General features: G+C 66.7%; 14 protein-coding genes. 3 read left to right on the top strand and 11 right to left on the bottom strand.

Features of this window, described 5'->3' with window-relative positions; genetic code table 11:
* Window positions 1-222: 222 nt before the first annotated feature.
* The 11 genes from MFF01_RS15285 to coxB form a co-directional block, all read right to left on the bottom strand.
* Window positions 223-1,518 carry a M16 family metallopeptidase gene (locus MFF01_RS15285; protein WP_238226784.1) on the bottom strand — a complete coding sequence of 432 codons (1,296 nt, stop codon included), beginning with the start codon at window positions 1,516-1,518 and terminating at the stop codon, window positions 223-225.
* Between the two features lie 4 nt (window positions 1,519-1,522).
* The gene (gene thrC, locus MFF01_RS15280) at window positions 1,523-2,935 is read right to left on the bottom strand and encodes a threonine synthase (protein WP_238226782.1); all 1,413 of its coding nucleotides are present in this window, start codon (window positions 2,933-2,935) and stop codon (window positions 1,523-1,525) included.
* A 120-nt stretch (window positions 2,936-3,055) separates the two neighbouring features.
* Window positions 3,056-3,472, bottom strand: coding sequence for a DUF4864 domain-containing protein (locus MFF01_RS15275; protein WP_238226780.1), 417 nt, complete (start codon window positions 3,470-3,472; stop codon window positions 3,056-3,058).
* A gap of 92 nt (window positions 3,473-3,564) precedes the next feature.
* On the bottom strand, window positions 3,565-4,320 hold the full coding sequence (locus MFF01_RS15270; protein ID WP_238226778.1) for an SURF1 family protein: 756 nt from the start codon (window positions 4,318-4,320) through the stop codon (window positions 3,565-3,567).
* Window positions 4,320-4,718 (bottom strand): DUF983 domain-containing protein, encoded by a 399-nt coding sequence (locus tag MFF01_RS15265; RefSeq protein WP_238226776.1) that lies wholly within the window; start codon window positions 4,716-4,718, stop codon window positions 4,320-4,322. The genes MFF01_RS15270 and MFF01_RS15265 overlap by 1 nt, the downstream gene beginning before the upstream one ends.
* A gap of 100 nt (window positions 4,719-4,818) precedes the next feature.
* Complete coding sequence (locus MFF01_RS15260) at window positions 4,819-5,676, bottom strand: cytochrome c oxidase subunit 3 (protein WP_238226774.1); 858 nt, start codon at window positions 5,674-5,676, stop codon at window positions 4,819-4,821.
* A 155-nt stretch (window positions 5,677-5,831) separates the two neighbouring features.
* Window positions 5,832-6,431, bottom strand: a complete 600-nt coding sequence (locus tag MFF01_RS15255; protein WP_238226772.1) for a cytochrome c oxidase assembly protein — start codon at window positions 6,429-6,431, stop codon at window positions 5,832-5,834.
* A gap of 20 nt (window positions 6,432-6,451) precedes the next feature.
* On the bottom strand, window positions 6,452-6,610 hold the full coding sequence (locus MFF01_RS15250; RefSeq protein WP_238226770.1) for a cytochrome c oxidase system small membrane protein: 159 nt from the start codon (window positions 6,608-6,610) through the stop codon (window positions 6,452-6,454).
* On the bottom strand, window positions 6,607-7,560 hold the full coding sequence (locus tag MFF01_RS15245) for a heme o synthase (protein ID WP_238226914.1): 954 nt from the start codon (window positions 7,558-7,560) through the stop codon (window positions 6,607-6,609). Before MFF01_RS15245 ends, MFF01_RS15250 begins: the two co-directional genes overlap by 4 nt.
* Window positions 7,561-7,732: 172 nt before the next feature.
* Window positions 7,733-9,361 (bottom strand): cytochrome c oxidase subunit I, encoded by a 1,629-nt coding sequence (ctaD, locus tag MFF01_RS15240; protein WP_238226768.1) that lies wholly within the window; start codon window positions 9,359-9,361, stop codon window positions 7,733-7,735.
* Between the two features lie 75 nt (window positions 9,362-9,436).
* Window positions 9,437-10,279, bottom strand: a complete 843-nt coding sequence (gene coxB / locus MFF01_RS15235; RefSeq protein ID WP_238226766.1) for a cytochrome c oxidase subunit II — start codon at window positions 10,277-10,279, stop codon at window positions 9,437-9,439.
* A gap of 285 nt (window positions 10,280-10,564) precedes the next feature.
* Here coxB and MFF01_RS15230 point away from each other — a divergent pair, with 285 nt between their 5' ends.
* The 3 genes from MFF01_RS15230 to MFF01_RS15220 all read left to right on the top strand — a co-directional run bounded on the left by MFF01_RS15230 (window position 10,565) and on the right by MFF01_RS15220 (window position 13,642).
* Window positions 10,565-11,473: a LysR family transcriptional regulator gene (locus MFF01_RS15230; protein WP_238226764.1), complete on the top strand. Its 909-nt coding sequence runs from the start codon at window positions 10,565-10,567 to the stop codon at window positions 11,471-11,473.
* 139 nt (window positions 11,474-11,612) lie between these two features.
* Complete coding sequence (locus tag MFF01_RS15225) at window positions 11,613-12,086, top strand: formate dehydrogenase subunit gamma (RefSeq protein ID WP_238226762.1); 474 nt, start codon at window positions 11,613-11,615, stop codon at window positions 12,084-12,086.
* Window positions 12,083-13,642, top strand: coding sequence for a formate dehydrogenase beta subunit (locus tag MFF01_RS15220; protein ID WP_238226760.1), 1,560 nt, complete (start codon window positions 12,083-12,085; stop codon window positions 13,640-13,642). The genes MFF01_RS15225 and MFF01_RS15220 overlap by 4 nt, the downstream gene beginning before the upstream one ends.
* The last annotated feature ends 4 nt before the right edge of the window (window positions 13,643-13,646 follow it).

Below are 13,646 nucleotides of genomic sequence, written 5' to 3'. Positions count from 1 at the left end.
GCGGCGAGGACGAAGAAGATTTGACGCAACGGGCGAATGTTCCGGCCGGTCGGGGCTGTGAGACGTCTACGGCTCAGCTCGAGGCTCAGTCGTATCGGCGGCGACCCCCACCGGCAAGGCAGGGACCTGGCCGGAGCGGAGGCGCACACGGTTTCTTCACTGCGGCGCCGCGCCCGTTGGATCACGTTCCTTTGCGGCCAAAACAAGCCGGGGGCGTGAACCTCACGCGGCCCTCAAGGTGGCGGCGATCCGATCCAGCGACGGAAGTTTCTTGATCGGGCCGATGGCGGCAAGGGTCGGAGCGCCGGAGAGCAGCTTTGCCCCGGCGGCACGCACGTCGTCGACGGTGACCGCATCGACCTTGGCGATGACCTCGCTCGCCGGGATCACCCGGCCCCAGGCCAGGATCTGGCGGGCGTTGCGCTCGATGCGCCCGCCCGGCGTTTCGAGGGCCGACAGCAGGGCGACCTTCAGCTGCGCCTTGGCGCGCGCGACTTCAACGGTGTCGGCGTCCCGCGCCGCCCGGGTCGTGGCCTCCAGGGTGACGTCCACGAGTTGGCCAAGATCCCCGCCGGAGGTGCCGGCGCCGATCCCGAACAGGCCGCAATCGTGGAACGCCCAGTGGAACGCCTGGATCTCGTAGGCGAGGCCACGCGTCTCGCGGACTTCGTGCCAGAGACGCGACGTCAGGCCACCGCCCAGCACCTGGGTGAACATGTGGAGGGCGTAGTAGTCGGGATCGCGAAACGACAGGCCGGGCAGGCCGAGGACCACGTTCGCCTGTTCGAGCTTCTTCTGGATGCGCTTCTCGCCGCCGCCATAGACGCCGGGAACGGTCTCGGGCGCCGTCGCGGCGCGCTGATTGCCGAAATGGCGTTGTGCCGCGTCCACGATGGCGTCGTGCGCGATGGCGCCGGCCGCCGCGAGCACGATGCGGTCCGGGGTGTATTCGCGGGCGATGTAGGCTTCGATGGCGCCGTGGTTGAAGCTGTTGATGGTGTCAGGTGTGCCGATGATCGGGCGGCCCATGGGCTGATCGGGGAAGGCCGCCTCGGTGAAGGCCTCGTAGACCACGTCGTCGGGCGTGTCCTCGATGGCGGCGTGCTCCTGGAGGATCACGCTCTTCTCGCGCGCCAGCTCACCGGCGTCGAACACCGAGTCCGTGAGGATGTCGCCGATGACGTCGAGGGCCACGCCCGCGTCCTCGCCGAGGACCCGGGCCGTGTAGCTCGTGCCCTCGGCGCTCGTGGCGGCGTTGATGTCGCCACCGACATTCTCGATGTCCTCGGCGATGCGCCGGGCCGAGCGCGTCGTGGTGCCCTTGAACGCCATGTGCTCGATGAGGTGGCTCAGGCCGCTCTCCTCGGGCCGCTCGTGGCGGGAGCCCGCGCCGACCCAGACGCCAAGGGTCGCCGTGGCGACACCCGGCATCGCCTCCGTGACGACGGTGACCCCGTTGTCGAGACGGGTGATCCGCAGGTCGGGAGAGGCGCCATGGGTGGCGAAGTGCTGGTTCATGGCGTCAGCCGGCCTTGGTGATACGGGCGTGGGCGCGGATGAACCCTTCCACCGCCGCCTGATCGTTGGCGAGGCGCGAGAAGGTCTCCTTGCGGTCGAGGAGGTCGGCGAGGTGCGGCGGCAGGGCCGGGCGTGCGCCGCCGACCGCCTCGGCGACGGCATCGGGGAATTTCGCCGCATGCGCGGTCGCGAGCGCGACGACGGGCGTGTGCGGGTCCCGGTCGAGGAGTTTGCGCCCGGCATGGACCCCGATGGCGCTGTGCGGATCGATGACGTGGCCGGTCTCCGCGAAGGTCCTGGCGATCTCGGCCTTCACGCTGTCTTCCGGAACGGCGGTGGCGTCGAACTCGGCGCGGACGGTGTCGAGCACGGCCGCGTCCAGGGTGAACCCGCCCGACTGCTTCAGCCCGGCCATCAGGCGTCCGAGGCTCGAGGAATTGCGCCCCAGGGCTTCGAACAGCAGGCGTTCGAAGTTCGAGGAGATCTGGATGTCCATGGACGGCGAGGTGGTGGGCTGCACGCCCTTCACCTCATAGGACCCGTGCTCCAGGGTCCGGGCCAGGATGTCGTTGGCGTTGGTACCGATCATGAGTCGCTCGATGGGCAGGCCCATGCGCTTGGCGACCCAGCCGGCGAGGATGTCGCCGAAATTGCCCGTGGGCACCGCGAACGAGACCGGGCGATGGGGGGCGCCCAGGGCTACCGCGGCCGTGAAGTAGTAGACCGCCTGAGCGGCGACGCGGGCCCAGTTGATAGAATTGACGCCCGAGAGCTTCACCGCATCGGCGAATTCGGCGTGCTGGAACAGGGCTTTGACGATGTTCTGGCAATCATCGAAATTGCCGTCGATGGCGATGGCGTGAACGTTGTCCGCGCCCACCGACGTCATCTGGCGGCGCTGCACCTCGGAGACGCGGCCCTCCGGGAACAGGATGAAGATGTCGACCTGATCGAGGCCCCGGAAGGCTTCGACGGCGGCGGAGCCCGTGTCGCCCGAGGTAGCGCCCACGATGGTGGCCCTGGTCCCGCGTGCGCGTAAGACGTGGTCCATCAGCCGCCCGAGGAGCTGCATCGCCACGTCCTTGAACGCCAGCGTTGGTCCGTGGAAGAGTTCGAGCAGGAACAGGTTGTCGTCGAGCTGGGTCAGGGGGCAGACGGCCGGATGACGGAACGACGCGTAGGCCTCCTCGATCATCCGATCGAGATCGGCATCCGCGATCTCGCCGTCGATGAGGGGTCGCAGAACGATCTTGGCGGCGTCGGCGTAGCGCAGGCCGGCGAGCCCCGCGATGGTCTCGCGCGAAAGCTGCGGCCAGCTTTCCGGCACGTAGAGACCGCCGTCGCGGGCGAGCCCGGCGAGCAGAGCATCGGAGAACGAGAGGGGCGCCGCAGCGCCGCGGGTCGAAACGTGAAGCAAAGGGGCCTCCGGGAAGGCGCCCCGTCTACACCAACCCGTCCGGCCTGTCGAAACCTATGGCGGACCCGGGATGCGAACGTGACGACCGCTGGCTTGTCGTGCGGCGCGCCACGGCACCGATCAGGTGCTCGTGCCCGGCGCCTTCGTCAGCTGGCAACCGGTGATGCGCCAGGCACCATCGGGCTGCTTCTCGAGGGTGTAGAGGGCCAGCCAATCGGCCCCGGCCTCGTCCTGGACCATCGCACCGAGGGCGACACCGTCGGTGCCCACGTCCTCGACGCGGTCCACGCGGAAAGTACGGGCGCGATAGACGGCGGCATAGCCTTTCCGGACCATGGCGAGGAACGTGTCGGGCGAGGGGAACATTCCCTGGATTGCCGGGGCGGCCTGCGCATAGGCGGTGGCCGCATCGTCCGTCCGGAACGCCTCGATCTGGCGCGCCACCGTGGCGCGGGCGGCCTCCCGTCCGGCCTCGTCCGCGGCATGCGCCGCGCCCTGGGTGAGCCCGAGGGCCAGGAACAGGATCGCTGCGCGCATGGGACGGGCTCCGAGGCGTGATCTCGTCTCCCCAAAGTGTAGGGCCGCCGGCGGTCACGGGCAAGCCGTGACCACATGGCGGACGACACCTGTCAGGCCGCCTCGGACGTGTCGAACAGGCGTTTCCACGCGAACACCCCGAACACGCCGACGAGGCACCCGGCTATCCCGAACCAAGTGAAGGCATATTGCAGATGGTTGTTGGGCAGGTCGACGCGCAGCTGCCCCCCCTTCGGCCAGCCCCCGGGATTGGGGCTGGCATCAGCCTCGACGAGGTAGGGGAGGGGATCGGAAAGGCCGATGGCCGCGCTAATGCCCGAGATGTCACGGTTGAACCACTCGTTGCGAGCCGCATCCGGCGCCGGCACGAACATCGTGCGCGGTTCCGAACCCCGGAGGATGCCGGTAATCGTGGTTTCGCCAGAAACCTGTCCTGAGGCGCGACTTGCAGGGGCCTTCAGCTCTGTCGGGACGAAGCCGCGATTGACCAGCACCGTTCCGCCCTGCCGGAGCCGGAACGGCGTCAGAACGTAGTAGCCTTGCAGGGCCCGGCCGGGCGTGGCACCGGCCGCGAGGCCGTGCACGAGGGTCTCGCGGTCGTTAAGCAGGGTGCCGGTGATGCGCACCCGGCGGAACTCGTCGGTCTCGGGGTTCCAGGCGGTTGCAGGTGGCAGCTCTCCCGGGGGATCGACCTGCGACCTGGCGAGGATGCGCCCGATGAGGGCCTCCTTCTGTCCCTTGCGGTCGAGCTGCCACACACCGAGGCCGAGCAGGATCGCGAGGCACACGAGGGAGACGAGACCGGGCGCGACGAGGGCGCGCACGGCACCGGGCCGGACGGCGGGCACTAGCGGAAGCGCCCCTGCTCGGCCTTGTTGGCAAATTGCAGGGCGGCGAGCACGCCTTTGAGCGGCCGGATGATGGCGAGGCTCAATCCGATGGCCAAGGTGCCGGCGACCAGCGCATGGACCCAGATCGGCGGCTCGTAGGTGATCTCCAGCCACAGGGCGAGGCCGACCACGAGGGTGCCGACGATGGACATCACGAAGAAAGCCGGGCCGTCACCGGAATTGAACCCGGAATAATCGAGGTCGCAGGCGTCGCAGGACGGCGCGAAGGTGAGGAAGCCGTTGAACATGTGCCCCTCGCCGCAGCGGGGACACCGGCCGCGCAGGCCGGTGGAGAGGGGCGAGGGAAGTGGCCGCGTTGCGTCCAAGATGAGTACTCCTCGAGCCCTGATCCGCATGGCTCGATAGGGATATGGGGGCTGGGATCGTCTCACGCACGCGAAAGGGCGGCTCGCGCCGCCCTTTCATGGCTCTCATGCAATGACGGCCTGCGACCGGTCAGTGGGCCGCGTGGCCGATACCCGAACCCCAGACGTAGATCGACGCGAACAGGAACAGCCACACCACGTCCACGAAGTGCCAGTACCAGGCGGCGAACTCGAACCCGAGGTGCTGACGCACCGTGAACTGGCCGAGATAGGCGCGGTAGAGGCAGATCGCGAGGAAGATGGTTCCGATGATGACGTGGAAGCCGTGGAAGCCCGTCGCCATGAAGAAGGTCGACGAATAGATGCTGCCCGAGAAACCGAAATGGGCGTGGGCATACTCGTAGGCCTGGCAGGCCGAGAACAGGATGCCGAGGATGATCGTCAGCCAGAGGCCGTACTTCAGGCCCTTGCGGTCATCGTTCAGGAGAGCGTGGTGCGCCCAGGTGATGGTCGTGCCCGAGGTGAGCAGGATGAGGGTGTTGAGCAGTGGCAGGTGCCAGGGATCGAACGCCTCGATGCCCTTGGGCGGCCAGGTCCCACCGGTGAAATCAACACGGGTCGCCTGAATCGGATCGGCGGTGTAGAGGGCCGCCTCGAAATAGGCCCAGAACCAGGCGGCGAAGAACATCACCTCGGAGGCGATGAACATGATCATGCCGTAGCGGTGATGGAGCTGCACCACGCGGGTATGGTCGCCGGTGTTGGCCTCGTGGACCACGTCCTTCCACCAGGCGTACATGGTGTAGAGGACGCCGATAGTGCCCGCACCAAAGATGTAGGCGCCGGGCGCGAGGGTGCCGATGGTGAGGCTCTTCATCCAGAACACGGCGCCGAACGCCATGAGGAAGCCGGAGAAGGCGCCGATGAGGGGCCACGGACTCGGGGCGAGAATGTGGAAATCGTGGTTCTTGGCGTGCGCCTCGGCCATCTAACGTCTCTCCTAACCCCAGGCCCCGACCGTGATCCGGCTTCGGGCTCTTTCATTGTTCCGATCGGGCCGGCTACCCGGTCTCTACGCTCAAACCCTTAATCGGCCCGGCGTTCTCTTGTCACGCTTGAGCCGATGAAAACAGCGTCGGGGCGTCAAAAATTCGACTTCTTGTCCGTGCCGCCCGTTGTCGCAAGCGCAGCCGTGGGCTGCCCGTTCTTCGACGCGAAGTAGGTGTAGGACAGGGTCATCTCGGTGAGATGCGCGGTGTTCGAGTCCTGCCGCATGGCGGGATCGACGTAGAACACCACCGGGAAATCCATGGTTTCGCCCGGTTGTAGGGTCTGCTCGTTGAAGCAGAAGCACTCGATCTTGACGAAGAACCCCCCCATCAGGCCCGGCTGGACGTTGAAGGTCGCGATGCCGGTGGAGGGCGCCGGGCCGGTGTTCGTCACCCGGAAGAACACCGTTTTCGTCTCACCGAGATTCACCGAAACCTGCGGTGATTCGGCCTGGAAGCGCCAGGGGAGGCCGGCGGCGACGTTGGTGTCGAAGCGGACGAGCATGCTGTCGTCCGTCGCGGCCGCCACGGGTGCCGCACCCTGGCGCGGCGTGCCATCGAAGCCCGTCGCCTTGCAGAACATGTTGTAGAGCGGCACCGACGCGAAGGCGAGACCGATCATCCCGAACGCGATGCCGGCGCAGGCGAAGGCCGTGATACCGGCTTTGCGCGTAGCCCTGTTGCGATCCGTCATTCTGTCTCCCTCGCCGCGTTTCACAGCGGGCGATTGAGGACCTGAGGTCCGAGCTTCGCGATGGTGAGCACGTAGAAGATCGCCACGAGGGTGAACAGGACGGCCGCGATGGCGAGGGACCGCTTGCGCCGGCGCTGGGCCTCCTCGGGTGTCAGCGGACGCGGCCGAGGACCGGTCATGCGATCACCGCGCGGAACAGACCGAGGCTGTGCTCGGCGAGCAGCGCAGAGAACAGGAGGAAGAGGTACAGGATCGAGAAGCCGAACATCCCGAGCGCCGCCTTGCGCTCAGCCTCGCCCTCACGGTTGCGGAAGACGTGGACGCTGAACGCGAGCATGCCGAGGCCGCCAAACAGGGCCGTCAGCCCGTAGAGCAAGCCACCGAAGCCGAGGAACACCGGGGCGAGGCCGATGGGGAACAACACGAGGGAATAGTAGATGATCTGCCGGCGGGTCGATTGCGGCCCGGCGACGTTCGGCATCATCGGAATGCCGGCCTTGGCGTACTCACCGGACTTGATCAGGGCGAGCGCCCAGAAATGGGGCGGCGTCCAGATGAAGATGATGAGGAACAGGACGAGGGACTCGATGCCCACCGAGCCGGTGACGACAGCCTGGCCGATGACCGGGGGAAGGGCGCCGGCGGCACCGCCGATGACGATGTTCTGCGGCGTCGCCCGCTTCAGCCACATGGAATAGAACACGGCGTAGAACACGATGGTGAAGGCGAGGAGCCCGGCGGCGAGCCAATTGGAGGCGAGGCCGAGGACGAGGACGGAGCCGACGGAGAGGACGATGCCGAAGGCCAGAGCCTCACCCGGCTGGATGCGTCCGTCCGGAATCGGGCGCTTCGCTGTCCGGGTCATCACCGCATCGATGTCGGCATCCCACCACATGTTGAGGCAACCGGACGCACCGGCGCCGACGGCGATCATGAGGAGCGAGATCGTCCCGACAACGGGTTGAATGTGGACGTTGGAGACGGCCATGCCGACCAGGGCGGTGAAGATCACCAGCACCATCACGCGCGGCTTCAGGAGGGCGAAGAAGTCGGAGACTTCGCCGCCGACGACCATGGTGGCCGGGTGCGGCTCGGCGCCAGCGGATAGGCTGTTCGACAGGCTCGTCATGGGGTCCCGATTGCGGTTGTCCTGCAGGGCTTCGGATCGCGCCGACATCGAACGATGTCGTTTTGGCGCCGCCCTTTTCGGGATGTCCGTCGCGTGGTGCGCGGCCGGGCATCCGGGAAAGAGCGAGGACCGCTCGCGCGGTCCTCGCAATCCGTGAAGCTGATCGCTTCTCTCAGTGGTGGCCCGGCTCGTCGACGATGCGGGGCAGCGTCTCGAACTGGTGGAAGGGCGGAGGCGAGGACAGGGTCCACTCGAGGGTGGTCGCACCCTCGCCCCACGGGTTGGCGGCGGCCCGCTTGCTGGAGCGGAACGCCAGCACCACGCCGATGAAGAACACCACCATGCCCAGCGCGAAGATGTGCCCACCCCAGGTGGAGACCTTGTGCCAGCCCGCGAAGGCTTCCGGATAGTCGGCGTAGCGACGCGGCATGCCGGCGAGGCCGAGGAAGTGCATCGGGAAGAACAGGACGTTCGCGCCGATGAAGGCCAACCAGAAGTGCAGCTTGCCGGCCCATTCGGGGATGATGTGGCCGGTCATCTTCGGGAACCAGTAGTAGATACCGGCGAAGATGATGAACACGGCGCCGAGCGAGAGCACGTAGTGGAAGTGCGCGACGACGTAGTAGGTGTCGTGCAGGTACTTATCCACGGCCGAGTTCGCCAGCACCACGCCGGTCACGCCGCCGACGGTGAACAGGAAGATGAAGCCGACGGCCCAGTGCATGGCGGCGGTGAAGCGGATCGAGCCGCCCCACATGGTCGCGATCCACGAGAAGATCTTCACGCCGGTGGGCACCGCGATCACCATGGTGGCGAATACGAAGTAGGACTGCGTCTGGAGCGACAGACCGACGGTGTACATGTGGTGGGCCCACACGACGAAGCCGACGACGCCGATGGCGACCATGGCGTAGGCCATGGCAAGGTAGCCGAACACGGGCTTGCGCGAGAAGGTCGAGATGATGTGGCTGACGATGCCGAAGGCCGGCAGGATCATGATGTACACTTCGGGGTGACCGAAGAACCAGAACAGATGCTGATAGAGCACCGGATCGCCGCCGCCGGCCGGATCGAAGAAGGTCGTTCCGAAGTTGCGGTCGGTGAGCAGCATCGTGATCGCGCCGGCGAGAACCGGGAGCGACAGGAGCAGCAGGAAGGCCGTCACCAGCATCGACCAGGCGAACAGCGGCATCTTGTGCAGGGTCATGCCCGGCGCGCGCATGTTCAGGATCGTGGTGATGAAGTTGATGGCGCCGAGGATCGAGCCGGCTCCCGAGAGGTGGAGGGCGAAGATCGCGAAGTCGACGGCCGGGCCGGGATGGCCGGAGGTCGAGAGCGGCGGATAGACGGTCCAGCCGGTGCCGGCGCCGCTGGCGCCCGGAGCGCCCTCGACGAACAGCGAGCAGACGAGGCTGAAGAAGCCCGCGACCGTCAGCCAGAACGAGATGTTGTTCATGCGCGGGAACGCCATGTCGGGCGCGCCGATCATGAGGGGCACGAACCAGTTGCCGAAGCCGCCGATGAGGGCGGGCATCACCATGAAGAACACCATGATGAGGCCGTGGCCGGTCACGAACACGTTGTAGGTGCCGGGGCTCGAGAAGTACTGCAGGCCGGGCTCCTCCATCTCCATGCGGATGCCGAAGGAGAGGAACGCGCCGATGATGCCCGCGCAGAAGGCGAACAGCAGGTAGAGGGTGCCGATGTCCTTGTGGTTGGTCGAGAGGAACCAGCGGGAGAAGAAGGGTGGCTTGTGATCGTGGGCGTCGTGGAGCCCCGAATGTGCTGTGGCGTTAGCCATGGATAGACCTCAGTCCAGGTTTCTCATGAATCTCGTGACGTGAGGCCGGACCGGGTTCCGGTCCGGCGGGGCCCGTCAGCGGGCCGCAGCGAATTTCGCGGTGTCGTTGTCGATCCGGGCGAACTTCGTCTTCCCCTCGGCGAGCCACTTGGCATACGCCTCTTCGCTCACGACCTGGACGGTGATCGGCATGTAGGCGTGGCGGGCGCCGCAGAGCTCGGAGCACTGGCCGTGGTAGGTGCCCTCGCGGTCGGCCTTGAACCAGAACTGGTTCAGGCGGCCCGGTACAGCGTCGATCTTGAAGCCGAAGGACGGCATCGCCCAGGAGTGCATCACGTCGGCGGCCGTGACCTGGATCTTCACGATCTTGTTCACGGGCACGACCATGTCGTTGTCCGTACCGAGGAGCTTCGGCTGCTTGTCCTCATCGAGGTTGGCGTCGAACGTGAAGCCGCCGCCCTGCTCGACGGCCGGATACTCGTAGGACCAGTACCAGGCGTGGCCGATCACCTTCACGAGCACGTCGGCCTTCGGGTCCGAGAGCTGGGTACGCAGCAGGCGGAACGAGGGAATCGCGACGGCGACGAGGATGAGCACCGGAACGATGGTCCACGCCACCTCGATGAGGGTGTTGTGGGTGGTCTTCGAGGGCGTCGGGTTCGCCTTCTCGCTGAAGCGGTAGATGCAGTAGAGCAGCAGCCCGAGCACGAAGAGCGAGATGCCGAACGACAGCCAGTGCATGCCGTGTTCGAACGAGAGGATATCCCGCGCGTTCTCGGTGACGGGAACCTGACGGCCCATCTGCCAGGGCTCGGGTTGCCCGATGCCTGCCGCCAGGGCGGAGGACGACGAAACGAGGACGGCGCCAAGCGCGGCAAGCCCCCATGTTGACCGGTGTTGCGCTTGCGTCGTCCGCATCTGCCTCTCTCGGCTCCCCTTGACGTGATCGATTGTCCCCGCGCCTCTTGCGATATTTGGACGAAAGCGCAAGTGCGTTCTGCGGGTGTTGCGGCACGCCACGGAGTTTCCCACCCTGGATGCCGATCGCCGTGACAGACCACATGGACCGTGGTCATGCAACCGCAACAGCGTCGCATCGGCGCGACACCCCCGTGTTATACAGGGACCCACGACGCGATTTCCGGAGTGGGCACGAGGGTCGCTGCATCTCGCCACGGTCGTGAGGAAGGTCCGAACCGCGCCGTGATCGAACGCCTCGAATTCATCCTCGCCCTAGCCCGCGAACGCCATTTCGGCCGGGCGGCGCAGGTCTGCAACGTGTCCCAGCAGACGCTGTCGGCCGGCGTGAAGCAGCTCGAGGAGCGCCTCGGGGTCATGTTGGTCCAGCGGGGCTCGCGCTTCCAGGGCTTCACGCCCGAAGGTGAGCGGGTCCTCGAATGGGCACGGCGGATCGTCGGTGACGCCCGCGCCATGCGTGAGGAGGTGGCGAGCCTGCGCCGCGGCCTGTCCGGCACCCTGCGCCTTGCCGCGATCCCGACGGCCACGCCGGTCGTCGCGGCCCTGACCACGCCGTTCCGCATGCGTCATCCTGAGGTGCGCTTCTCCGTTCACTCCACCACCTCGGGAGAGATCGGCCGTCTCATCGCCGATCTCGAGATTGATGCCGGCATCACCTACCTGGAGAACGAGCCGCTCGGGCGTCTCACGACCGTGCCGCTCTACCGGGAACGCTACAGGCTACTTACGGCCGTCGACGGCGTGTTCGGTGCCCGTGACTCGGTCACTTGGGAGGAGGTCACGCGCATTCCCCTGTGCCTCCTCACGCCCGACATGCAGAACCGCCGGATCATCGACCGGCACCTCACGAATGTCGGACGGGTGTCGGCCCCGCTGCTTGAATCGAACTCGATGATCGTGCTGTTGACCCATGTCCGCACGGCCAAATGGGCGAGCATCATGCCGGCCGTACTCGCCGACAGCTTCCGCCTCAACGAGCGGATCCGCGCCGTGCCGATCGTGGAGCCCGACGTCAGCCATCTCATCGGCCTCGTCGTGCCTGAGCGCGAGCCGATGACGCCCCTCTGTGCCGCCCTCATGGTCGAAGCGCGGGCCACGGCGGCTGGAATCGCGCAGGATATTGCTTCCCTGTGAGGGGTGGTCGCTATCGATTTTTGCGTCGCACAATACCGGGTTGACAAAAATTCGTTGTCGACCAACGGAAAGGCGCGATTGATTCACGGTCGGCGATATACCACCTTGGAACGAGAACAAGACCAATCCGGGTGGAACAATGCTGCCGAACGAGCCCTGGAGCGAGCCCCGCGCCGCTGGGATCATCGCCGAACATCTCCATCTTGAAGGTGCAACGCTCCCGATCCTGCACGCCCTGCAGGAGACCTTCGGGTACGTCGACGAAGGGGCCGTGCCGCTCATCGCCGACGCGCTGAACCTCTCGCGGGCCGAAGTGCACGGCTGCATCACCTTCTACCACGACTTCCGCCGCGCACCGTCGGGCCGGCATCAGGTGAAGCTGTGCCGCGCCGAGGCCTGCCAGGCCATGGGATCCGACCGGCTCCACGCCGATATCCTCGCCCGCCTCGGCATCGACTGGCACGGCACCACTCCGGACGGGCAGGTCACCGTCGAGCCGGTCTATTGCCTCGGTCTGTGCGCCAACGGTCCGGGGGCCCTCGTCGACGACGAGCCCCTGGCCCGGCTCACCGCCGACTCCCTGGAAGCGGCCCTCGCCGAGGTGAAGTCATGAGCATCACCCTCTACGTTCCCCGCGATGCCGTCGCCCTGGGCCTCGGCGCCAATCGCGTCGCCCGCGCCTTGTTCGCCGGAGCCGAGCGCCGGGGTCTCGACGTCACCATCGTGCGCACCGGGTCGCGTGGTCTGCTTTGGCTGGAGCCGATGGTCGAGGTCGGCACGCCGGAGGGGCGCGTCGCCTACGGCCCCGTCACGCCCAGCGACGTCGATGCGTTGCTTGACGCCGGTCTGGTGAATGGCGGCGCGCACGCCCTGCGCCTCGGCGACCCTGAGAAGATTCCCTATCTTGCCCGCCAGCACCGGCTGACGTTCCAGCGTTGTGGCGTCGTCGATCCGGTTTCGGTCGAAGACTATCGCGCTCACGGTGGCTACCGGGGCCTCGAGGCCGCGCTGAAGCTCGATGCCGCCGGCATCGTCGCCGAGGTGCGGGAGTCTGGCCTGCGCGGGCGCGGCGGCGCCGGCTTCCCGGCGGGCATCAAGTGGAACACGGTGATGCTCGCCGCGTCGCCGCACAAATACGTGGTCTGCAACGCCGACGAGGGCGATTCCGGCACCTTCGCAGACCGGATGATGATGGAGGGCGATCCCTTCAACCTCATCGAAGGCATGACCATCGCGGGCATCGCCACCAGCGCGACGCGCGGTTACATTTACCTGCGCTCAGAATATCCGCAGGCTTTCGCCACCCTCAAGGAGGCCATCGCCAACGGCATCGCGGCTGGTGTTCTTGGCGACAACGTCATGAACTCCGGAAAGGCCTTTCACCTCGAAGTCCGGCTCGGCGCCGGCGCCTATATCTGCGGCGAGGAGACCTCGCTGCTGGAGAGCCTCGAAGGCCGCCGCGGCATCGTGCGGGCCAAGCCGCCGATCCCGGCCCTGAAGGGCTTCCTCGGCCAGCCGACCCTGGTCAACAACGTGATGACCTTCACGGCCGTGCCCTACATCCTGGAACACGGCGCGAAGGCCTACGCCGAGTACGGCATGGGGCGGTCGCTGGGCACCCTGGCGATCCAACTCGCCGGCAACATCAAGCACGGCGGCCTCATCGAGTATGCCTTCGGTATCACGCTGCGCGAGATCATCGAGGATTTCGGCGGCGGTACGCAGAGTGGACGGCCGGTGCGCGCGGTGCAGGTCGGCGGGCCGCTGGGCGCCTACTTTCCCGACCATCTCCTCGACACCCCGTTGGATTACGAGGCGATGGCCGCGAAGAAAGGCCTCGTCGGCCATGGCGGCATCGTGGTGTTCGACGACACCGTGGACATGGCCAAGCAAGCCCGCTTCGCGTTCGAGTTCTGCGCGGTGGAATCCTGCGGCAAGTGCACGCCTTGCCGCATCGGCGCCACGCGCGGCGTCGAGACCATGGACAAGGTCATCGCCGGCCAGGACGCCGAGCGCAATCTCGCGGTGATCTCCGACCTTTGCGACGTCATGACCGACGGCTCGCTCTGCGCCATGGGCGGGCTCACACCGATGCCCGTCATGAGCGCGATCACCCATTTTCCCGAGGATTTCTCGCGTGGCGGACAGATGTCCGTCGCCGCCGAGTAAGGAG

This window comes from Methylobacterium adhaesivum, assembly GCF_022179065.1.
Taxonomy (GTDB): Bacteria; Pseudomonadota; Alphaproteobacteria; order Rhizobiales; family Beijerinckiaceae; genus Methylobacterium; species Methylobacterium adhaesivum.
The sequence above is the reverse complement of the archived record's forward strand: the minus strand, read 5'-3'. Positions and strand labels throughout refer to the sequence as shown.

Coding starts and splice junctions, on each gene's coding strand:
- MFF01_RS15285 (WP_238226784.1), bottom strand. CDS start 1,518: ATGAACCAGCACTTCGCCACCCATGGCGCCTCTCCCGACCTGCGGATC.
- MFF01_RS15275 (WP_238226780.1), bottom strand. CDS start 3,472: ATGCGCGCAGCGATCCTGTTCCTGGCCCTCGGGCTCACCCAGGGCGCG.
- MFF01_RS15265 (WP_238226776.1), bottom strand. CDS start 4,718: ATGCGGATCAGGGCTCGAGGAGTACTCATCTTGGACGCAACGCGGCCA.
- MFF01_RS15260 (WP_238226774.1), bottom strand. CDS start 5,676: ATGGCCGAGGCGCACGCCAAGAACCACGATTTCCACATTCTCGCCCCG.
- MFF01_RS15255 (WP_238226772.1), bottom strand. CDS start 6,431: ATGACGGATCGCAACAGGGCTACGCGCAAAGCCGGTATCACGGCCTTC.
- MFF01_RS15250 (WP_238226770.1), bottom strand. CDS start 6,610: ATGACCGGTCCTCGGCCGCGTCCGCTGACACCCGAGGAGGCCCAGCGC.
- MFF01_RS15245 (WP_238226914.1), bottom strand. CDS start 7,560: ATGACGAGCCTGTCGAACAGCCTATCCGCTGGCGCCGAGCCGCACCCG.
- ctaD (WP_238226768.1), bottom strand. CDS start 9,361: ATGGCTAACGCCACAGCACATTCGGGGCTCCACGACGCCCACGATCAC.
- coxB (WP_238226766.1), bottom strand. CDS start 10,279: ATGCGGACGACGCAAGCGCAACACCGGTCAACATGGGGGCTTGCCGCG.
- MFF01_RS15225 (WP_238226762.1), top strand. CDS start 11,613: ATGCTGCCGAACGAGCCCTGGAGCGAGCCCCGCGCCGCTGGGATCATC.
- MFF01_RS15220 (WP_238226760.1), top strand. CDS start 12,083: ATGAGCATCACCCTCTACGTTCCCCGCGATGCCGTCGCCCTGGGCCTC.